Origin of the sequence: Shewanella sp. WE21 (assembly GCF_002966515.1) — a bacterium.
Taxonomy (GTDB): domain Bacteria; phylum Pseudomonadota; class Gammaproteobacteria; order Enterobacterales; family Shewanellaceae; genus Shewanella; species Shewanella oncorhynchi.
Genome location: NZ_CP023019.1, coordinates 3,940,301 through 3,961,258 on the forward strand (window position 1 = coordinate 3,940,301; position 20,958 = coordinate 3,961,258).

The 20,958-nt window shown below is 44.3% G+C and carries 15 protein-coding genes and 12 tRNA genes; 20 read left to right on the forward strand and 7 right to left on the reverse strand.

The features are described 5' to 3' along the window. Positions 1–89 precede the first annotated feature (89 nt). From CKQ84_RS17495 to CKQ84_RS17510, 4 genes are all read left to right on the forward strand, one after another. Positions 90–419 (forward strand): YbaB/EbfC family nucleoid-associated protein, encoded by a 330-nt coding sequence (locus CKQ84_RS17495; RefSeq protein ID WP_028759630.1) that lies wholly within the window; start codon positions 90–92, stop codon positions 417–419. A 12-nt stretch (positions 420–431) separates the two neighbouring features. Then, complete coding sequence (gene recR, locus CKQ84_RS17500) at positions 432–1,031, forward strand: recombination mediator RecR (protein ID WP_028759631.1); 600 nt, start codon at positions 432–434, stop codon at positions 1,029–1,031. A 440-nt stretch (positions 1,032–1,471) separates the two neighbouring features. Next, positions 1,472–1,963 (forward strand): GNAT family N-acetyltransferase, encoded by a 492-nt coding sequence (locus tag CKQ84_RS17505; RefSeq protein ID WP_028759632.1) that lies wholly within the window; start codon positions 1,472–1,474, stop codon positions 1,961–1,963. A gap of 233 nt (positions 1,964–2,196) precedes the next feature. Further along, positions 2,197–2,610, forward strand: a complete 414-nt coding sequence (locus tag CKQ84_RS17510) for a hypothetical protein (protein WP_028759633.1) — start codon at positions 2,197–2,199, stop codon at positions 2,608–2,610. Between the two features lie 385 nt (positions 2,611–2,995). Here CKQ84_RS17510 and CKQ84_RS17515 read toward each other — a convergent pair. The 5 genes from CKQ84_RS17515 to CKQ84_RS17535 form a co-directional block, all read right to left on the reverse strand. After that, positions 2,996–3,072, reverse strand: a tRNA-Met gene (locus CKQ84_RS17515). Between the two features lie 145 nt (positions 3,073–3,217). Next, a tRNA-Met gene (locus CKQ84_RS17520) sits at positions 3,218–3,294 on the reverse strand. Between the two features lie 156 nt (positions 3,295–3,450). Further along, positions 3,451–3,527: transfer RNA gene (locus tag CKQ84_RS17525), tRNA-Met, on the reverse strand. A gap of 156 nt (positions 3,528–3,683) precedes the next feature. Further along, positions 3,684–3,760: transfer RNA gene (locus CKQ84_RS17530), tRNA-Met, on the reverse strand. A 41-nt stretch (positions 3,761–3,801) separates the two neighbouring features. Continuing rightward, positions 3,802–3,878, reverse strand: a tRNA-Met gene (locus CKQ84_RS17535). Between the two features lie 257 nt (positions 3,879–4,135). Between CKQ84_RS17535 and rlmKL the strand changes: the two genes are divergently transcribed. The 5 genes from rlmKL to rmf all read left to right on the forward strand — a co-directional run bounded on the left by rlmKL (position 4,136) and on the right by rmf (position 10,664). Continuing rightward, a complete protein-coding gene (gene rlmKL / locus CKQ84_RS17540; RefSeq protein WP_028759634.1) occupies positions 4,136–6,265 on the forward strand; it encodes a bifunctional 23S rRNA (guanine(2069)-N(7))-methyltransferase RlmK/23S rRNA (guanine(2445)-N(2))-methyltransferase RlmL in 2,130 nt (709 codons plus the stop codon). Beyond that, a complete protein-coding gene (locus CKQ84_RS17545) occupies positions 6,258–6,512 on the forward strand; it encodes a glutaredoxin family protein (RefSeq protein ID WP_028759635.1) in 255 nt (84 codons plus the stop codon). Before rlmKL ends, CKQ84_RS17545 begins: the two co-directional genes overlap by 8 nt. Position 6,513: 1 nt before the next feature. Then, on the forward strand, positions 6,514–8,439 hold the full coding sequence (locus CKQ84_RS17550) for an ABC transporter ATP-binding protein (RefSeq protein ID WP_028759636.1): 1,926 nt from the start codon (positions 6,514–6,516) through the stop codon (positions 8,437–8,439). A gap of 28 nt (positions 8,440–8,467) precedes the next feature. Continuing rightward, complete coding sequence (locus CKQ84_RS17555; RefSeq protein ID WP_028759637.1) at positions 8,468–10,300, forward strand: DUF3466 family protein; 1,833 nt, start codon at positions 8,468–8,470, stop codon at positions 10,298–10,300. A 187-nt stretch (positions 10,301–10,487) separates the two neighbouring features. Further along, the gene (rmf, locus tag CKQ84_RS17560) at positions 10,488–10,664 is read left to right on the forward strand and encodes a ribosome modulation factor (RefSeq protein ID WP_006082074.1); all 177 of its coding nucleotides are present in this window, start codon (positions 10,488–10,490) and stop codon (positions 10,662–10,664) included. A gap of 122 nt (positions 10,665–10,786) precedes the next feature. On the opposite strand, the gene fabA is transcribed toward rmf, so the two are convergent. Next, positions 10,787–11,302, reverse strand: coding sequence for a bifunctional 3-hydroxydecanoyl-ACP dehydratase/trans-2-decenoyl-ACP isomerase (fabA, locus tag CKQ84_RS17565; RefSeq protein ID WP_028759638.1), 516 nt, complete (start codon positions 11,300–11,302; stop codon positions 10,787–10,789). A gap of 74 nt (positions 11,303–11,376) precedes the next feature. Further along, positions 11,377–13,110 (reverse strand): AAA family ATPase, encoded by a 1,734-nt coding sequence (locus CKQ84_RS17570; RefSeq protein ID WP_105253105.1) that lies wholly within the window; start codon positions 13,108–13,110, stop codon positions 11,377–11,379. 222 nt (positions 13,111–13,332) lie between these two features. Between CKQ84_RS17570 and CKQ84_RS17575 the strand changes: the two genes are divergently transcribed. From CKQ84_RS17575 to CKQ84_RS17625, 11 genes are all read left to right on the forward strand, one after another. Further along, positions 13,333–13,423, forward strand: a tRNA-Ser gene (locus tag CKQ84_RS17575). A 545-nt stretch (positions 13,424–13,968) separates the two neighbouring features. After that, a complete protein-coding gene (locus CKQ84_RS17580) occupies positions 13,969–15,966 on the forward strand; it encodes a methyl-accepting chemotaxis protein (protein ID WP_105252214.1) in 1,998 nt (665 codons plus the stop codon). Between the two features lie 178 nt (positions 15,967–16,144). Then, a tRNA-Ser gene (locus tag CKQ84_RS17585) sits at positions 16,145–16,235 on the forward strand. A 190-nt stretch (positions 16,236–16,425) separates the two neighbouring features. Continuing rightward, positions 16,426–16,516: transfer RNA gene (locus CKQ84_RS17590), tRNA-Ser, on the forward strand. 479 nt (positions 16,517–16,995) lie between these two features. After that, complete coding sequence (gene uvrY, locus CKQ84_RS17595; RefSeq protein WP_006082070.1) at positions 16,996–17,640, forward strand: UvrY/SirA/GacA family response regulator transcription factor; 645 nt, start codon at positions 16,996–16,998, stop codon at positions 17,638–17,640. A 103-nt stretch (positions 17,641–17,743) separates the two neighbouring features. Continuing rightward, complete coding sequence (uvrC, locus tag CKQ84_RS17600) at positions 17,744–19,573, forward strand: excinuclease ABC subunit UvrC (protein WP_105252215.1); 1,830 nt, start codon at positions 17,744–17,746, stop codon at positions 19,571–19,573. A gap of 47 nt (positions 19,574–19,620) precedes the next feature. Next, the gene (gene pgsA, locus CKQ84_RS17605; protein WP_028759642.1) at positions 19,621–20,169 is read left to right on the forward strand and encodes a CDP-diacylglycerol--glycerol-3-phosphate 3-phosphatidyltransferase; all 549 of its coding nucleotides are present in this window, start codon (positions 19,621–19,623) and stop codon (positions 20,167–20,169) included. Positions 20,170–20,383: 214 nt separating this feature from the next. Continuing rightward, positions 20,384–20,459: transfer RNA gene (locus CKQ84_RS17610), tRNA-Gly, on the forward strand. Between the two features lie 43 nt (positions 20,460–20,502). After that, positions 20,503–20,576, forward strand: a tRNA-Cys gene (locus CKQ84_RS17615). Between the two features lie 49 nt (positions 20,577–20,625). Next, positions 20,626–20,712 (forward strand) — tRNA-Leu (locus CKQ84_RS17620). Positions 20,713–20,849: 137 nt separating this feature from the next. Next, positions 20,850–20,936, forward strand: a tRNA-Leu gene (locus CKQ84_RS17625). Positions 20,937–20,958: the final 22 nt, after the last annotated feature.

The following is a 20,958-nucleotide window of genomic DNA, read 5'->3' on the forward strand; positions in this document are numbered from 1 at the left end:
GATAACGGCATTGATTGCCAATCCCATTTATTTAAGTAAGATTAGCCGCGTTAATGCTTGCGACTAACCCTAATAGAAGAGAAATGACTATGTTTGGAAAAGGCGGTATGGGCAATTTGATGAAACAGGCCCAGATGATGCAAGAAAAAATGGCCAAAATGCAGGAAGAAATCGCCCGTATGGAAATGGTGGGTGAATCTGGTGCTGGTTTGGTGAAAGTGACTATGACAGGCGCGCACACAGTGCGTAAAGTCGAAATCGACCCAAGTCTGATGGAAGACGACAAAGAAATGCTGGAAGATTTGATTGCTGCGGCCTGTAATGACGCTGCCCGTCGAATCGAAGAAAACCAAAAAACTAAAATGGCTGAAGTTACTGGTGGCATGCAATTACCACCAGGCATGAAAATGCCATTTTAATTGAGATAGCCGATGAAATTTAGTCCATTGTTAGATGAGTTAATTCAGTCCCTGCGTTGTTTACCTGGGGTTGGGCCTAAATCGGCGCAACGTATGGCGTTTCAGTTACTTGAACGCGACCGAAAAGCAGGGCTTAAGTTAGCCAGTGCGCTGTCCAGTGCGATGAGTGACGTCGGTCATTGTCAGTCTTGCCGAACCTACACTGAAGAAACCCTCTGTCCGATCTGTGCTAGCCATAAACGCGGAACCTCCTCCACCATTTGTGTGGTGGAAACGCCGGCTGATGTGTTAGCCATTGAAGCGGGTGGACATTTCACTGGCCGTTACTTTGTACTTTTAGGCCATTTATCGCCCCTCGATGGTGTTGGGCCAGAAGAGTTAGGCTTAGCGTTACTCGAGCGCCATTTGGCATCGGGTGATGTCACCGAACTGATTTTAGCGACAAATCCAACAGTAGAAGGTGAGGCTACAGCGCATTTTATTGCCGATATGGCCAGACGTCACAAAGTGATGATAAGCCGCATTGCCCATGGCGTACCCGTAGGTGGCGAGTTGGAATACGTGGATAGCACTACGTTGGCGCTGTCCTTTAATGGCCGTTTACCACTCTAATTAAACAGTTTATATTAGATCCATGCTATTAATTGTATTGGATTAATTGAAGGTTGAAGTATTCAACTCGATTATCACCTTAGTGCCTGAATCTTATAAACCCGCCAAGATCCTATCTTGAGCGGGTTTTTATTTACCTAGAGTTTCAACCAAGGTGTTGAGGCTGGGTTATGGAGATAGGCTGTGGTTGATTCAATTCCTATATTGGTTGATATCTATCTGTATAAAAGCCATGTTTATCAATAGTTTTTTAAATTTCATACTTGTCTTATGTGAGCTTCATCCGTAAAGTCGGTTTAATAATAATCGGGTTGAGTTGCATAATCACAGTGATCCACAGCATGCCTAAGTCAATTCGTTGGGCTTAGACCTGTGTGCTTAGCTTTGTGTACGTTGAATTGGTCACGTCTTTTTTATTTGAAAACTAGGGAGGGGACTCATTGGGAAATATTACGATTAGGCATGCAGAGAAGAGTGATGCTGCAGCCATTCAAGCAGTATATGCCTGTCCAAATGCCTATGCCGGTACCTTGCAATTACCTTTGCCATCGACCGATAAATGGGAGGCGCGTCTTGCAGCAACATCGAATCATGTTCATCGTTATGTTGCAGAGATTGAAGGTGAAATTGTCGGTGAGTTGGGTTTTGAAGTGTATGAGCAACCTCGCCGTAGGCATGTTGCCTCCTTTGGTATGGGTGTAAAAGACAGTTGGCAAGGCCGCGGTATAGGCAGTGCCTTGATTAACGCGATGCTTGAGCTTACCGATAAATGGATGAATATAAAACGAATTGAATTAACGGTTTATACCGATAATCATGCCGCCATTGGTCTATATAAAAAGTTTGGCTTTGTAATGGAAGGTGAGTCGAAGGATTTTGCTTTTAGAAATGGTGAGTTTGTCAGTGTGTATCATATGGCGCGGTTAAAATAACATTCTGATCTCTATGTATTTTATCTGTTGCTTTTAAGGCTCTTAATCTAAGAACGAACTTTAAATACTCACTCTAAGTACTAACTTTAAGAATTTGCTCTAAGCGCTCAATTTAAGAACTTACTTCAAGAGCTCACTTTACGGACCGAGGTCTTGGAATAGCATTAAGCGCTCATTTTCAGAGCTCGCTTTAGGTGCTAAGTGTATGTTTATCTCAACTTTTAAGGATAAAAATGGGACTCATTTTATTGCCGCTGCTGATACTTTGGTTGGGTGTCGGTATTTATGCCATACGTATCGGCTATCAAGTATTGGCTGGGGCTTCTCAATTAAGCTATGCACTCAGTGTTTGCACTCTCGCTATAGTGGCATTACTGCTTTATCTCTATTTCGGTTTCGCTCAATTTAAGGAAAATAAAGAGTTGTGGGCGTTCGAAATCTCGATGTTTTTTGCCGCGAATAAGTTCGCTTTTGGCATCATGATTCTTGGTCTAATACTGCACTGGTTCGGTCAAGGTGTTCTCACTTCCGCTTATTTGAAACCTCTACCTTTCATCATGATTTTCACCGTTTCCTTTGGTGCTATGGCAGGAGTCATATTGTCCGACACTTTTATAGCGAAATTTGACATCCAAAAAATGCATTGATGTCAGCTGAACAGTTTAAATCTTATTTTGGACGCTGTTGTTGAAGATGATTTGAACTGATGGCTTTCATCGGTTGTTTATAGGTCGTTGAATCCGATGAGCTACCATGGTGATCTGGTTAGGATTTTACAGAGGGTTATTACGAATTTTAGATACAAAAAAACCAGCTTGTGCTGGTTATTTTTCTCTTTCATTAAAGATAATTGGTTGCAGGAGCTGGATTGCTAATGTTAAATCAGCGACGACCTTCGCCCTTTGTTTATAAAGAATTGAGCCCGACGAGTGAGCCTGTTGCTCTGTCCTGTATTTAACTGTGGTTTTCTATGAATTTCAGACACGAAAAAACCAGCTTGTGCTGGTTATTTTTCTCTTTCATGAAGAGAAGTGGTTGCGGGAGCCGGATTTGAACCGACGACCTTCGGGTTATGAGCCCGACGAGCTACCATGCTGCTCCATCCCGCGTCCGATTGTTGCTGTTAATAACTGTTTTAATTCTGTCATCTAAGAATTGGTTGCAGTAGCAGGATTTGAACTGACTACCTTCGCCTGTTGTTTATAAGGAGTTGAGCCCAATAAGCTGTTCCTCGTTATAAACACATATATAAAGTGGTTGCGGGAGCCGGATTTGAACCGACGACCTTCGGGTTATGAGCCCGACGAGCTACCATGCTGCTCCATCCCGCGTCCGATTGTTGCTGTTAATAACTGTTTTAATTCTGTCATCTAAGAATTGGTTGCGGAAGCCGGATTGCTAATGTTAAATCAGCGACTACCTTCGCCTGTTGCTTATAAGGAGTTGAGGCTGATAAGCTGTTTCTCTTTATAAACACATATTGAAAGTGGTTGCGGGAGCCGGATTTGAACCGACGACCTTCGGGTTATGAGCCCGACGAGCTACCATACTGCTCCATCCCGCGTCCGATTGTTGCTGTTAATAACTATTTTAATTCTGTCATCTAAGAATTGGTAGCGGAAGCCAGATTGCTAATGTTAAATCAGCGACGACCTTCGCCTGTTGTTTACAAGGAGTTGAGCCTGATAGGCTGTTTCTCGTTATAAACACATATAGAAATTGGTTGCGGGAGCCGGATTTGAACCGACGACCTTCGGGTTATGAGCCCGACGAGCTACCATGCTGCTCCATCCCGCGTCCGATATCTATCTGTATTACTTTACTATTTTGCTTTTAAATGGTTGCGGGAGCAGGATTTGAACCTACGACCTTCGGGTTATGAGCCCGACGAGCTACCATGCTGCTCCATCCCGCGTCCGTCTTCAAAGCGGGGCAGACTATAACGGCAGCGCCTTGGCATTGCAAGGACGAAGATCGAAAAAGGTGGTGAACGCTTAAATATAAAGCGGAGTGGGGGGCTTTCATACAATTTAAACATAAGTTAGGGATTTTTCGTTGATTATCTTAGGTCGAGGATGAGACTAAATGGGGTTTCGACTAATAACTGTTTATCTTTTATGTATTCGAGCAGGTATAATGTCGCTTTGATTTTGACTGCGTACTGATTATCCCATGCTTAATTTTTTTGCCGCCGCCCCTAAGGGCTTTGAATATAGCTTAGCCCAAGAGCTGACAGAATTTGGTGCGACTGAAGTAAAAGAGAGTGTTGCTGGTGTGTATTTCACTGCCCCCTTAGCTTTAGCGTATCGGATTACTTTATGGACACGTTTAGCCAGCCGTATCGTGTTGGTTATCTATAAAGGTAGCTGCGAGTCGGCAGAGCAACTTTATAATGCCGCCTATTGTGTCGATTGGCCGGCGCACTTTTCCAATAAAAGCACTTTTAGTATCGATTTTCATGGTACGGGTGGTTTTATTAATAATACCCAGTTCGGCGCACTCAAGATTAAAGACGCGGTTGTGGATAGATTTCGGGACGATGACGTTGAGCGCCCAAATGTGTCACGCGTCGATGCTGACTTTAAAGTTGATGCCCATTTTCGTAATGGCGTAATCACGATTGCGATGAACTTCTCTGGTCCATCACTGCATCAACGTGGCTATCGTTCTACTACTGGTGAAGCGCCACTGAAGGAAAACTTAGCCGCCAACATGTTAGTACGCAGTGGCTGGCAAGCAGCGCCTTCGACCTTGCTCGATCCTTTCTGTGGTAGTGGAACTGTGCTGATTGAAGCGGCTTTAATGGCGGCCGATATTGCCCCAGGCTTACAGCGTAGCCGTTTTGGGTTTGAACATTGGCGTCGTCATGATAAAGCTGTGTGGCAAGAAATTGTTGAAGAAGCAAAAGCGCGTGCCTCATTAGGCGTGAAACGTTGCGAGATTAAATTCTACGGCTCAGATATCGATTCGCGCTTAGTCGCGTTAGCCAAACGTAACGCCGAAAATGCCGGTGTGCTCGAGTTAATCGAGTTTCAAGTTGCAGATGCGTTGATGATAACGCCGCCTGCAGAAAGTGGATATTTGATCACTAACCCACCTTATGGTGAACGTTTAGGCAATGTGTCTGAGTTATTGCAGCTTTACTATCAGCTAGGTGACAAGTTTAAGAAAGAGTTTGGCGGCTGGAAAGTGGCTATGCTGTGTAGTGATATCGAGCTGGTATCATCACTTAAGCTTAAAGCCGACAAACAGATGAAGATGTTCAACGGTGCCCTAGAATGTGCCTTTAACATTTATACCTTGCATGCGACCAGTACGCGTCGTGATACACCAGTGCTGCCAGACGGCGTCGACATTGCCGATATCGCCCCTGCATTTGCTAACCGCATTAAGAAAAATGCCAAGTTATTAGAGAAATGGGCCAAGAAAGAAGGCATCGACAGCTATCGTATTTATGATGCCGACATTCCTGAATATAACGTCGCAGTAGATAAATACTTAGATTACGTGATTATTCAAGAATATATGGCGCCAGCAACTATACCTGAAGCCGTAACCAAGCGTCGTTTAAGCGATGTGTTGTTAGCACTGCCGTCGGCCATTGGTATTAATCCGAACAAGATGATCATGAAGACCCGTGAGCGTCAAAAGGGCACGAGTCAGTATCAAAAGCTGGATGAGCGTAAGTTAGAGCTTATCACCACTGAATATGGCGCTAAGTTCAAACTGAACTTAACTGGTTATTTGGATACAGGTTTATTCCTCGATCACAGATTGACACGCCGTTTAGTCGGTCAAAAATCTAAGGGACGCCGGGTACTTAACCTGTTCTCTTACACAGGTTCTGCTTCTGTGCATGCGGCGCTTGGCGGGGCTAAGTCGGTGACGACGGTGGATATGTCAAATACCTATATTGCTTGGGCGAAGGACAACTTTGCACTCAATGGACTGCAAGGTAAGCAGTATGAGTTTGTTCAATCTGACTGCATGCAGTGGATCCGTGATTGCCGTGAACAGTACGATCTGATTTTTATCGATCCGCCGACCTTCTCAAACTCTAAGCGTATGGAAGATTCTTTCGATGTGCAGCGGGACCATGTGAACTTACTGGCATCCTTAGTGAAACTGCTCAGCCCAACGGGCGAGCTAGTGTTCTCTAACAATAAACGTAAGTTTAAGATGGACATAGAGACGCTGACAAAGATGAACATTAATGTGAAGAACATTGATGACGTGACTTTGCCTATGGACTACAAACGTAATCCACATATCCATAATACCTGGCTTATCACCCATGCCTGAGTCGACTCAAGCAGAATTAGATAGCAGGCATTATCTGCTATATCACACAGAGGGATGTCATCTGTGTGAACTGGCCGCAGCCTTACTGGACGCGGCCGACATTGGCTATCGGGCCATAGATATTTGTGACGATGAATACCTCGCGCAGCGTTATGGCGTATCGATCCCTGTGCTTAAAGCTTGGGATGATAGAGAATTACATTGGCCATTTAACGCAACGCAATTACAAGAGTTTACAGGAGCTTAGTTTGAGTCTGGTTCGTATCAATAGTGGCTCTTTAGCCTATGGTTACACTCCGTTGTTACAAAAAGCGGATTTTACTATTCAACGCGGCGAGCGCGTGTGTATTGTTGGCCGTAATGGTGCCGGCAAGTCGAGTTTATTAAAAGTGTTATCCGGTGATGTACTGCTGGATGAAGGCGAGTTCAACATTGCCGGTAATGTGACCGTTAGCCGTCTACAACAAGATCCACCAAAGGCTGAGCAAGGCACGGTATACGCTTATATTGCGGCGGGATTAAAGGAAGTGGGTGAGGCGCTTGAGCGTTATCATCAACTGTCCCACGATGTGGCCCATGCCTCGCCTGAGCAAATGGATCGTATGTTGAATGAAATGCAAGGTCTGCAAGAAACCTTAGACCACTATAATGGCTGGCAGCTAGATTCGCGCATCCAACAAAACTGCGAATTATTAGGACTCGATCCTGACAAATCCTTGAGCGAGTTATCGGGTGGTTGGCAGCGTAAAGTGGCGTTAGCCAGAGCACTGGTGAGCGAGCCAGATCTGTTGTTACTCGATGAACCGACCAACCACTTAGACATAGACACTATCGAGTGGCTTGAAAAGTTTTTACTCGATTATCAAGGCGCTATCGTCTTTATCAGTCACGATAGGGGCTTTATTGCTCGTATGGCGACGCGGATTGTCGATTTAGACCGTGGCGTGGTGACCTCATGGCCGGGCAACTATCAAATGTATCTTGATGGTAAGCAAGAATGGCTGCGCGTCGAAGCCGAGAAAAATGCCTTGTTTGACAAGCGTCTCGCCGATGAAGAAGTGTGGATCCGTCAAGGCGTGAAAGCCAGACGTACCCGTAACGAAGGTCGAGTGCGCGCACTTAAGGCGCTACGTGATGAGCGCAGTGAACGTTTGAATCGTCAGGGTAATGCTAAGATGGCAGTATCGGATACCGAACGTTCTGGTAAGTTAGTGTTTGATGTGACCGATCTTAACTTCAATCTGCCCGATAAAAATCTGGTTAAAAACTTTAATACCACAGTGATCCGCGGTGACCGTATTGCGCTGATTGGGCCGAACGGTTGTGGTAAATCAACCTTGATCAAGCTGTTAATCGAGAAGTTGCAACCGCAATCGGGCGAAATTAAAGTTGGTACTAAGTTAGAAATCGCCTATTTCGACCAATATCGTGAAGCGTTAGATCCTGAGCAAACCGTTGAAGATAACGTTGGTGAAGGTAAAAAGACCATCACGATCAATGGTCAAGACCGCCACATTTTAAGTTATTTGCAGGACTTCTTGTTCTCGCCTATGCGTGCCAGAACGCCAGTGAAAGCGCTGTCGGGTGGTGAGAAGAACCGTTTGTTATTGGCTAAGTTATTAATTCGCCCAGCAAACTTAATCATTCTCGATGAGCCAACTAACGATCTTGATATTGAGACCTTAGAATTGCTAGAGTCGTTGCTCACTGAATACCAAGGTACGTTGTTGCTAGTGAGCCATGATAGGGCATTTATCGACAATACTGTGACCAGTAGCTGGTGGTATGCGGGTAATGGCCATTGGAGCGAGTATGTAGGTGGTTATCAAGATGCCGTGAACCAAGGGGCAAAGTTTTATTCTGAGGAACCTAGTTCACAAAAGGCGGTCGAAGCTCCTGCGGTTGAAACTAAACCCGTTGAAGTTAAAACTGCAGAACCTGTGAAAGCGGTAAAAAAACTGTCGTATAAGCTACAGCGTGAGTTAGAGTCGCTACCTAATGTGATGGAGCAATTGGAGGCAGAAATTCTCGCATTGCAGACCACTATTGGACATTCAGACTTTTATAGTCAGGCGCAGGATAAAGTCAATCAGGTATTGAGTCAGTTGGCTGATAAAGAAAAGCAATTGGAAGTTTGCTTCGAGCGTTGGGAAGAGCTTGAGTCACTGAAGTAAACCAATAATAAAAATGGGAATAGAATTAATGAAGTCAAAGTTGGATAAAGCCCTTTCCTTGGTTGCCTTAGGTGTCCTTGGTGTATTAAACAGTGCCCATGCTGCACCTGTCTATGAAATCGTTAATATCGATAATTATGACCTGCAGGGCACGCTTGAAGGCACTCGTAACGGTTATGCTTTAGGTGTAAATGCTAGTGGTGAATTAGTCGGTATTTCAAAGGGTAAGAAAAAACTCAGCAGTTCAGATGTCGAAGGCGGCGTGATTGATGTTGCCGACGGTATCGCACCAGAAGAAACCATTACTTATTCTATTACCGCTGCCATTGTTGCAAATAACTTTGCTTTTATTGCTGCAGAAAATGGTGCAGCTGGGGCTTGGTTACCGACATTCGACAGCATTAATGGTACTACACCGCCAAATGATACTGCTGTGATTAACTCTGTTGATACCTTTTATTACGGTATTAATGATGCCAGTATTAAAGTGGGCAGCATGACTGCGCCTGAAAAGAAAACAGAGAACACTGCAACTACTGATGTTACCGATGATTATTGGTATTACCGCGACTATGAGTTCCGCGGTGTTGTAAAAGTGGGTAGCACTGAAATTCCATTAGTTCCTCCCTACACGCAATTTGTTAATGCTGATAAGACTAAAACCGCAGAGTTAGGTGGATGGTCTGCTGCTACAGCTATTAATAATAATAACTTAGTGGCTGGTTATGCCAGTACTGCTATCAGTAAATATGGTAGTGATCGTGTTAATTATTGTTTAGGCTCGGATAATACTTTGCCGTTGGATGTTTGTGTACAACGTGAGCAATATCCGAACTCTACGGGTACGCGTAACATTCAGTACCAGACGCGTGCCTATGTATGGCAAATCGACAATAATATCGCTACGGGAATTGAGTTGCCTTTAGGGTTAACGCCTAAAGCTGATAACACCTTAACCTTTACTGCTCAGGCGCTCGGCGTGAATGATAACGGCGTGGTTGTTGGTCGCTCGCACGTTTATCGTAACAACAATACAGATAAGTTGCACCAAGATGCGGCTTATTGGGCTAAGGATGCCGAAGGTAATTATAAATACCACTGGATCCCAATGGGCGAATCGATTTCAAGTTCCATTGCCTATGACATCAATGATAGTGGTATTCTTGTCGGTAGTTATCGTAGCTATATTCAAGGTTATTTGCGCGACAAGTTTTTCTATTTTGATACTAATACACCCGATGTTGGCTATGTAACCCCTAATGATTTTGCCTCAACGGCAACTGATCTTTCGAGTAAACCCAAGGATATTAACAATAAAGGTCAAGTAGTTGGTTACGTTGAAACGACTTACGATAAAGAGAAGCCACGCCCCAAAGCGGGTTTCCTGTATGAGAAGTCGACGGGTGAGTTTAGCAATATCAATAAATTGCTGACCTGCGAGTCTAAGGGTTATGAAAAATCAAACGACGGTAGCTGGGCACGTCATCAGGTCGAAGTTCAGGATGGCTCGGGTAAAATTCTTCAATATAACGCTGATATTTTAGTGGTTGAAGGTACGAGTATCAATGAAGATGGCACTATCGTAGGTACGGCTTTTATTCGTAAACCTTCTTATCAATTTGATAAAGATGGCAACATAGTTATTGGTGAAAATGGCTTACCGCTATTTGAGCTGAGTGGTAGTGGCGAGCCTGTAACGGCTTATGTTCCACGTATGGTTGTACTTAAACCGGCTACCAGTGGTGAAGCTTGTACTGTTGAAGATAGTACCGATACCGGTAATTTTGAGCGTTCTGGTGCGGCAACGTTAGCTTGGTTATTTGCCTTGCCATTGGTGTGGTTCCGTCGTCGAATTCGTTAAGTTTTAAGCTTCAATTCAGACTAAAAAAATCGAGGCGAAATGCCTCGATTTTTTTTCGCTAAGATCTCAATAGTTTAATAAATAGTCAGTATAATAGCCGATTTTTTGATTGATCTTGGCGTCAAAAAGCACTATTTCTATGGGTGAAGCTTTTGCTTCTATTTTATGTAGAACAGAGGACGCTTGCATGAAAAGACAAAAACGAGATCGTTTAGACAGAGCTTTTTCAAAAGGATTCCAAGCTGGGGTTGGTGGACGCTCTAAGGAGCTCTGTCCATATGCAAATCTTGATTCGCGATCGCAGTGGTTAGGCGGTTGGCGTGAAGGTGTGGATGGCCGAGTTAATGGGCTATTTAATAAATAATTGAGTTTTACTCATTAATTAAATAGCCCAGAACAAGCAAAGTAATGCAGCATATTGCCCTCAGATGAGGGCATTTTTATATCTGCAGTACTGATATCTTCAGTGTATTGGAGTAAGACTGATCAGAATGTAGACGTATCGCTAAAGACACCGACTTTAAGATCGGTTGCACTGTAGATTTGACGGCCATCAACTTCAAGGATTGCATCGGCAATACCCATCACCAGTTTACGGTGAATAGTACGCTTGATATTGAGTTTATAAGTGACTTTCTTAGCGCCTGGTAATACTTGACCAGTAAACTTTACTTCACCTACACCCAGAGCACGCCCTTTGCCTTCTGCGCCTTCCCAGCCTAAATAGAAGCCAACGAGTTGCCACATGGCATCAAGCCCTAAACAGCCAGGCATTACCGGGTCGGTAATAAAGTGGCAGTCAAAAAACCATAAGTCTGGATTAATATCGAGTTCAGCGACAATTTCACCTTTGCCAAACTCACCGCCATTATCATTGATAGTAACGATTCTATCTATCATCAGCATGTTATCGACAGGCAGACGAGGTGAGTTTGGACCAAATAATTTCCCATGGCCACAGGCGATGAGTTCTTCTTTATTGAAACTGTTTGCTTTGTTCATTGTTTTACTACTCCAGCAATAAGAGCCGCCAAGATTAGCGAACACGTGTAAGCTAAACAACTCCGATCAGCTAATTAGCGGCGAAAAAATCCTAATTTTGCGAGTAATCTCGTGATTATGCCGATTTCCTCCTCGCCATTTCCTGCGAGCTTGTCTAATCGTTCCTGCACAAGGCCGTATAATGAATCATGTGGAAAATCATTATCTTCATCGGCTACACCCGCAGGCATTTGCATTAATAGCTCAACAGCTTGGTCCATATGCTCGATTGCATAGAGGTGAAATAAGCCTTTGCCTACAGCTGTAATCACTTTGGGATTGAGGTTAAGCTGTAACACGTTCGACTTGGGCATAATAACGCCTTGTTCTCCCGTGAGACCACGACGTTCACACAGATTAAAAAAGCCTTCAATTTTCTCGTTGATGCCACCAATCGCTTGCACATTACCAAATTGATCCAATGCACCAGTTATTGCCAGTGACTGAATAATGGGTTGTTCGGCAATCGCTGACATCAAACAGCAGTATTCGGCGAGTGATGCGCTATCACCATCAATTTCTTGATAGGATTGCTCGAAAACGATATTGGCATTTAGGTGTAATGGTGCATCTCGCCCAAAGATACGGTACAAGCAGGCAGAAAGGATCATCATTCCTTTGGCATGTATATTGCCACCAAGTTCAGATTTTCTTTCGATATCGGCGACTTCACCATCACCATAGTGAACAGATGCCGTGATCCGCGCAGGCTCACCATAACTGTAATCGATGGCATCAATGACAGTTAAGCCATTGATCTGACCTACCATAGCACCCGAAGTTGGCAGATTTATGAAGTTGTCATCGAAGCTTTGACCTGAATACTCTTCCGAGCTGTTATGACGATAGTTGGCTTGGGCTAACGCGAGCTCAATACTGCTCGCATTGATACTCGGTTTACCACAATAGGCTTTAGCTTGCACCATCAGTTGGGCAAACTCGAGCATAGACAAACTGAGGCGGCGCTGATGTTCGGTTAACCGTGCACTATAACGAAAAAGTGGCGCTAGGCTTGATTGTTCTAGAGTGACCTCGACACTTTGTGCAACCGCTTGCAACCATGCGACGTATTGTGACTCTGTATAACGGACCAAGTCGATTTCGCTAGCGAGTTCTGCTAGTAGGGTAAAGTGACGTTGAAATTGCCAATCTTCAGTTCTGACTTGGCTATAAATCATTCCTGCACCGATAAGGACAATTTTACAATTGAGCGGGATAGGACTTAAGTTATTGCTAATCTGATACGCTTTATGGGTGAGGATTTGCATCACTAATTCCCATAAACCTTCACGTTTCCACAGTGACTCGGCGCAAATAAATACATAATGACATTCGGCCAGAGCACCAGCTTGATATTGACTTGTTGTTCCTGTTTGTGCCATACGGCCAATGAGGTCTACACGGCGAATATTACCACTGAGGTAGCGATAGCGAGTCGTTTTTTCGGCAATACTGATCTGATTTTCTAGTGGTTTCTCTGATTGCCACTGAAATGTTGCCGCTTTGTCAGTCGGGCGTGTTGCCACTAAATAAGCTGGAGATAACGGCGCTAGGCTATCAATACAGGCTTGGATCATTAATTGGCGGTCAATGCTCGGGAAATCAGCCAGATACAAGTGCTGATCGACAATAGCTTGGTGGAGTTTAAACGCATCCACAGCACGCTCTTGTCCTAAGAGTAATGCGCTTAGATTGTCAGCCGTTTCGGGAAGGGTTGGCAGGCTAAATTCAGGTGCGAGTGAAGACGTGGGTATCAAGAGTGAATTCATATAAGCATTTACCGTGAAAAGTTGCAGTGATTTTACCATACCAAGACGACAAGTCTCTCACTGTATAGGTGTTTTTACCTCTGTTTACTCGATTATTCCTTGAAACTGGGCATGTATTTGTTGTAAAAAAACATCGGGGTGAACATAAGTTGAGCATTTGACTCGATATTTAAAAATTGAGGTTTACAAGTTAGCGGTATACTTATATTATTTTCGGCGTTCGGAGGGGTGGCAGAGTGGTTTAATGCACCGGTCTTGAAAACCGGCGTGGGTTTATAGCCCACCCAGGGTTCAAATCCCTGCTCCTCCGCCATATTTAGTCAAAAAGCCGCTAAGCAATTAGCGGCTTTTTGCATTTATACAGTTTGAACCCTTGGGTTCCTGATTTGAAGCGCAGCTCCTGCGCCATATTTACGAGAAAGGCAATCAGTAATGATGGCCTTTTTTGTTTGTGCAATTTGAACCAAGGTTCCTCATTCTAAGTTCAGCTCCTCCGCCATATTTAGTCAAAATGCCGCTAAGCAATTAGCGGCGTTTTGCATTTGTGCTATTTCCGCTCTTGGGTTTTGACCTTAAACGTGGCGTCAGTGCCATGCTTTAGGGAAAGACTATCTGTCATGATTGTTCATTGTGTTAACCTAGATTCTTCATTCTGATATCAGTGACGGCTACTGATTAATGGGCTTTTTTATCCGCGCTTCTCGTTTATGGTCTACACTAAGTTTGTGGCCAAGTTAATGGTTTTTATGGCCTTTAAAATTTGCACTAGGATGGTGCGACGTATGATTCTCGACAGTCTTGGATCATACGGCCGAACAATTCTCCCATCAGGGTGACTTATTTTAAGTAGAGAAAGCTATGTTGTTACCTACACGTATTTCGCAGCGGCTCACAATGGGCAGCGTAGTGCTGCTTCTACTGACTGGGCTCGCGGTTTTTGGTGTGATGTCACTTCGAGGGCAACCTCGAGTGGTGGCGGCGAGTCAAGAGTTAATTGAGCAAACGGGTAGCAGTATCGTAAGGCAACTCGCCCTTAAGTTGGCAAGCATTGAGGGGATTACTTTAAGCCTTGCACACCTCGCCGAAGTGTTGCCCCACGAGCAAGCTCTTTATCTTAATTCTTTACCTAATTTGATTGATAACAATGGCGATCTCACTATTGCTGGCGGTGGGATCTGGCCTGAGCCAGATAAATTCGTCGCTGGGGGTATCCGCCACAGTTTCTTCTGGGCCCGTGGTAGCGATAATCTACTGGCTTATTCGGATGACTATAATGCGCCATCTGGCCCTGGGTATCATAATGATCCTTGGTATACGGGCGCGCGGACTAGCTCAGTATCTCAATGTTTATGGTCAGAGGCTTATCAAGATCCGGTTACAAAGGTGGCTATGGTGACATGCAGTGTGCCATATCGTCTCACGGGGACATTTGCAGGGGTCGCAACGATAGATTTAAAACTTGATGATTTAGCCAAATTTTTAACAGAACATGGCAATGTAACTGACGGTTATGCTTTCGCTTTAGACCAAGCGGGTAATATCTTACATTTTCCTGAAACGAATAAGTCCGACACTATGTTACGTTTTACGGATCTCGTCGGGCAGTTACCTTGGCTCTCCCCCGTTGAAGCTGCACTTAAGCAAACCTCAATCAACAAAGTGGTGTCTGTAAGCTTAAATAAGGATGGAAGACTTAATCAGGCGAGTGAGGTGAGTCTTTTTGTGATGCCTGATACCGAATGGGTGATTGGCCTTGTGACGCCTAAAACGCGAGTCACAGGGCTTGCCCGTGAGCTAACATTTGATATTTTATTGTTTTTATTACCATTACTCGCCATTTTACTTTCTCTGGCTTGGTTATCGGGTAAAAAACTGTTGGCGCAACTTGAGGAAACCACAGATCAAATTGCTTCCCTTGGGAGCGGTAGTTTGGGGGCGAATATTGAGCTGCAAATTCAGCGAGATGATGAGATTGGCGCTTTGCGCCGAGCCGTAAACATCTATGCAGGGACGTTAAGGGCAATGTTAGATCTGATCACTCAAGAAGCAAAGAAAATTCAATTTGAGGCAACGCAATTAAGCGGACTTAGCCGTAAGTTAGCTCAGCGCGCAGAGCAACAGCGGCTGGAGAGTGCACAATTAGCCGCTGCGATAACGCAAATGTCTTCAAGCGCTATGGAAGTTGCGAATAATACCAATGATTGTGCTGCAACTGCGCAATCGTCTTTGATTGTAGTGCGAGAAGGGCAAACTCGTGTTGCAGCCAGCAATACTTCCATCGAGGCATTATCAGGAGAAATTGCCAACGCAACTAAGGTGATATCCCAATTGGCCCAAGACAGTCAAAAGGTGGGCGCTGTATTAGATGTGATTAAGGCGATTTCTGAGCAGACTAATTTGCTCGCTCTCAATGCGGCAATTGAGGCGGCTAGAGCGGGCGATCAGGGTCGTGGTTTTGCAGTCGTTGCTGATGAAGTTCGAACCCTTGCGGGGCGAACTCAAGATTCGGCCAATGAAATTAGTACCATGATTAACGCTTTGCAATCGGCTTCGCGGCTCGCTGTGCAAGCAATGCAAGCTGGGGAGTCCCGCACTGTCCATGCGGTTGCGGAGGCTGAGGGCGCTGCCAATTCTCTATCGAGTACCGTACAAAGTTTCGATGATATTTCACAGCGTGCCCAACAAATCGCGTTAGCTGCTCAGCAGCAAAGCCAAGTCACTCAAGAAATTAATGAGTTGGCGGTGCGAATAAATAGCATCAGTGAAGATAACTCTCTCGATGCAACGGCGCTTGATGTGTTAAGCCTTGAGATGCAGAAACTATCTGACCGTTTAATCAATATCAATCGAGCTTAGTCTTAATATAGTGTGAAGTGTGCCACCTTAAAATGGCGCTTCAACTGACAAGGGTGTCAAAGATAAGTTGAATAACGCGATATTTTTAAGCGGATTGGATGTAGATTGACCATGTAGATCGCTTCTTTAAATTAAGGGTTTACAGCAGAGTAGTAGATAGCTATTATCTTGCTCGTTCGGAGGGGTGGCAGAGTGGTTTAATGCACCGGTCTTGAAAACCGGCGTGGGTTTATAGCCCACCCAGGGTTCAAATCCCTGCTCCTCCGCCATATTCACGGAAAAGGCCATCATTACTGATGGCCTTTTTTGTTTGTGCAATTTTCATTTCAGTTTTCTCATCCTAAGCCCTTTGTTGTTCACTGCTTTCGATTTAAGTGAATATGAAATAGTCAATCAACACTATTAACCATAAATTTGAGTTTACAGTGGCGACAGAGATAGCTATTATCTCGCTCGTTCGGAGGGGTGGCAGAGTGGTTTAATGCACCGGTCTTGAAAACCGGCGTGGGTTTATAGCCCACCCAGGGTTCAAATCCCTGCTCCTCCGCCATATTTTACAAAAAAGGCCATGTTTATTCATGGCCTTTTTTGTGTGTGAAATTTGAACTAGGGTTCTTCATTTTAAGCGTAGCTCCTACGCTTTTTTGCATTTAAGCTATTTAAAAACCTTAGGTTCCTGATTCTAAGCGTATCTCTTCTGCTATTTTCACGTGAAAGGCTATCAGTAATGATGGCCTTTTTGTTTTTCTTGAACTGAAAAATTGCCAATATTTGCTAGATACTTTGATATCGATTTAACAGGGATTTTAGGCTGGTCATTCTGGGGTTATTGCTTCGTTTTTAAACGCTTTTTATTGGTATGCTATTCTGGAATCCTTCCTTTAAATATCATCTAGTTAACAATGTTGAATTTATGCTTTGCGAAATGGGGTTGTTGGGCTAAATTAGCCCTATGAACTCGTTATCCGTTTGCCATGTTGCTTTGTTTAACACACGGATCGAGCTGTAAATTGTAAAAGGTGGGTTAAGTTGATTTCGATATATTTGGTTGACGATCATGAGCTTGTGAGAACTGGGATCCGCCGCATCTTGGAAGATGAACGTGGGATCAAAGTCGTGGGCGAAGCCCCTGATGGTGAGACTGCGGTGCAGTGGGCTCGCCAGAATGAAGCGGATGTGATCTTAATGGATATGAATATGCCTGGGATGGGCGGATTGGAAGCCACTCGAAAAATTTTACGATATCAACCCCATGCAAAAATTATTGTATTAACTGTACACACGGAAGATCCGTTCCCAAGTAAGGTGATGCAGGCTGGTGCTTCGGGCTATTTAACAAAAGGAGCGACGCCGCCGGAAGTATTGCAAGCGATACGTCAGGTCTCTCGCGGACAACGTTATTTGTCCCCAGAAATTGCCCAACAGATGGCGCTGAGTCAGTTTAATCCCGCCGATGAAAACCCGTTTAAGTCTTTGTCCGAGCGCGAGTTACAGATCATGTTGATGATCACCAATGGCGAGAAGGTTAACGATATTTCTGAGCAACTGAACTTAAGTCCTAAAACCGTTAACAGTTACCGTTATCGTTTATTTGCTAAGCTGGGGATCAGTGGTGATGTCGAACTAACGCGGTTAGCTATTCGCTATAAGATGTTGGATGCTGGACATTTTTAATGGAAAGTGGATTGCGTTGGTCGATGACTTTAATCTAGCGAGTTCTTGGGTTACATGTTCCTATGTTGTTTGTGTTAAGTCTCCAAAACTGTGGGTGTGAATGATGTCTAATGAATTTAACGCCCAAAGTTTCTTACGTACTGTTTCATCCTCCGCTGGGGTTTATCGCATGTATGACGTCAAGAATGACGTCATTTATGTGGGTAAAGCCAAAGATCTTAAAAAACGGCTCAGCTCGTATTTTCGTAAAAACCTCGGTAATGTTAAGACCCAAGCCTTAGTTTCACATATTCACCATATTGATGTGACGCTGACCCACAGTGAAACGGATGCTCTGTTGCTTGAGAATGATTACATCAAGCAATACATGCCAAAATACAATGTGTTGTTGCGTGATGACAAATCTTACCCTTACATCTTATTAAGCCAGCATGAGCACCCAAGACTTGCCTATCATCGTGGTCCGCAGCGGGAAAAAGGCCACTATTTTGGTCCTTATCCCAATGGCGGTGCTGTGCGTGAAAGCCTGCATTTGATGCAGAAGCTGTTTCCTATTCGTCAATGTGACGATCTTTACTACAAATCGCGCTCACGCCCTTGTTTGCAATATCAACTGTCTCGCTGTAGCGCGCCCTGCGTGGGCAAAGTTAGTAACGCTGATTATGATGAGCAAGTGAAATTAGCCAGCCTGTTTTTAAAGGGGAAAGATCAGCAAGTGATCAGCGCCTTGGTTGATAAAATGGAACTTGCGGCCGAGCAGCAGGCCTATGAACAGGCTGCACGATTTCGCGATCAGATCATGGCGCTGCGTAAAGTTGCCGAGCAACAGGAAGTCTCTAATAATAAAGGCGATATGGATGTTATTGGGGTGTATTATGCGTCAGGCATCGCCTGTTTCCACCTGCTATTTATCCGCGAAGGTAAAATTTTTGGCAGTCGTAGTTATTATCCTTCAGTGCCAGCCCAAACTGATATGGATGAGGTGCTGCGCTCCTTTATCCTACAGTTTTATTTAAATGCAGATATTCAACGCACTATTCCAAAAGAAGTGGTGATTAGCCATAATTTTGAAGAATTACATGAACTTGAAGCGGCGATTTCAGAGGCGTTAGATAAAAAGTTTTCGATTAAGACCAATGTTCGCGCCGACAGGGCGAGCTTCTTACGTTTAGCCGTGACCAATGCGACGAATGCAGTGGTTACGCGCCTGTCCCATAAGAACACAGTCGAACAGCGTTTTGTGTTACTCGAAGAAATCTTAGAGTTGAGTGGGCCTATCCAGCGAATGGAATGTTTCGATATCAGTCATACCATGGGAGAGAGCACCGTTGCCTCCTGTGTGGTATTTAATCGAGAAGGGCCGCATAAAGGCGAGTATCGTCGTTATAATATTGATGGTATTACACCGAGTGATGATTATGCGGCAATGAAGCAAGCGGTAAGTCGCCGTTTCGATAAGATTGAGGCAGGCGGTAAAATCCCTGACATTCTGTTTATCGATGGTGGACTCGGGCAGTTGCGTATTGCCCAAAAGATAGTGGATGAAAAGTTTGTCCATTTAGATAAAGCGCCGCAGCTTATTGGGGTGGCGAAAGGTGAGGGCCGTAAACCTGGGCTTGAAACCTTGATCTTAGGGGATACTGAAACCAGCTTTTCCCTCGAAGGGGATTCGCCAGCACTGCACCTTATCCAGCATATTCGTGATGAATCCCATCGATTTGCAATCACTGGCCACCGTAACCGTCGCCAGAAAACCCGTAATACTTCAACACTGGAATCTATTCCTGGTATTGGTCCTAAACGTCGTAAAGCTTTGTTACAGCATTTAGGAGGCTTGCAGGAAGTGAAAGGGGCAAGTGTGGCGGAATTAGTCAAAGTACCAGGGATCAGCATAGAAATGGCACAAACCATTCATGATGCATTGCGAGGGTGATAAAATTAAGGCAAGATTGGCGCTGCTTTTGACTAACTGGTTTGATCATGCCGTTTAACTTACCTATAGCATTAACTCTTTTCAGGCTTTTTTTACTGCCCATTTTTGTGGTGCTGTTTTATTTACCCTATGACTGGACCCCTTTTGTTGCCGCATTTACCTTTTGGCTCGCGGCGTTAACGGATGCATTAGATGGTTATGCTGCCCGTAAATTGAAACAATTAACTCGTTTTGGCGCTTTTCTAGACCCAGTCGCTGATAAGTTGATGGTGATTACAGCTTTAGTTTTGTTGGTCGATCAATACGCGAATATCTGGCTGACATTGCCCGCCCTGTTTATGATAGGTCGTGAGATTGTCATTTCAGCGTTGAGGGAATGGATGGCTGAAATTGGTAAACGTGGTACTGTCGCCGTGTCTTGGATTGGTAAATATAAGACGGCAGCGCAAATGGTGGCAATTATTGGGCTGATTTGGCAATACAATCCTTTAATGACGAATGCCGCATTTGTACTGTTATATATCGCCGCTGTATTAACGTTTTGGTCAATGATGAGTTACATTTTAGCCGCTTGGAAAGATCTAACCGCTGAATAGTGCAATAAAAAATCAAAGAGATTATTTAGTGTGCAAGCAGTAAGTTATCGATAAAACAGCGGTTGACACTGGGTGGTAAATCGGTAGAATGCCACCCCGTAGACAAGAGGCAATGTGCAAACAAAGTCTTAACGTTACCCAATATTGATGTTTGATATTAGCTAGGTAATAAAGTGAAATGCTTTGTTTATCTGAGTGGATAGTAAAACAAGATGCGACATTAGCTCAGTTGGTAGAGCGATACCTTGCCAAGGTATAGGTCATCGGTTCGAACCCGATATGTCGCTCCAATATTTTTGAAGTCTAATTCTATCAACATGAGTTAGCAACTATGGCGCGATGGCAGAATGGCTATGCTGCGGATTGCAAATCCGTCGATCTCGGTTCGACTCCGGGTCGCGCCTCCATAGATTAAAGTATTAATGACACGATTCCCGTCGTTAATATCAAGAGTTTGCCCGAGTGGTGGAATCGGTAGACACAAGGGATTTAAAATCCCTCGCTGGTAACAGCGTGCCAGTTCAAGTCTGGCCTCGGGTACCATTATTTTGATAGTGATGGTAAAAATAAAGTCAAAATCTTCAATAGGCTTTATTAAATAGATTTATTAGTGTTAAGCGTTAATGATTTAGAGTTAATAATATTTTTGACATGATTCCCGTCATGAATATTCAGCGTTTGCCCGAGTGGTGGAATCGGTAGACACAAGGGATTTAAAATCCCTCGCTGGTAACAGCGTGCCAGTTCAAGTCTGGCCTCGGGTACCAAAAAAGAAAAAGCCTCGATATT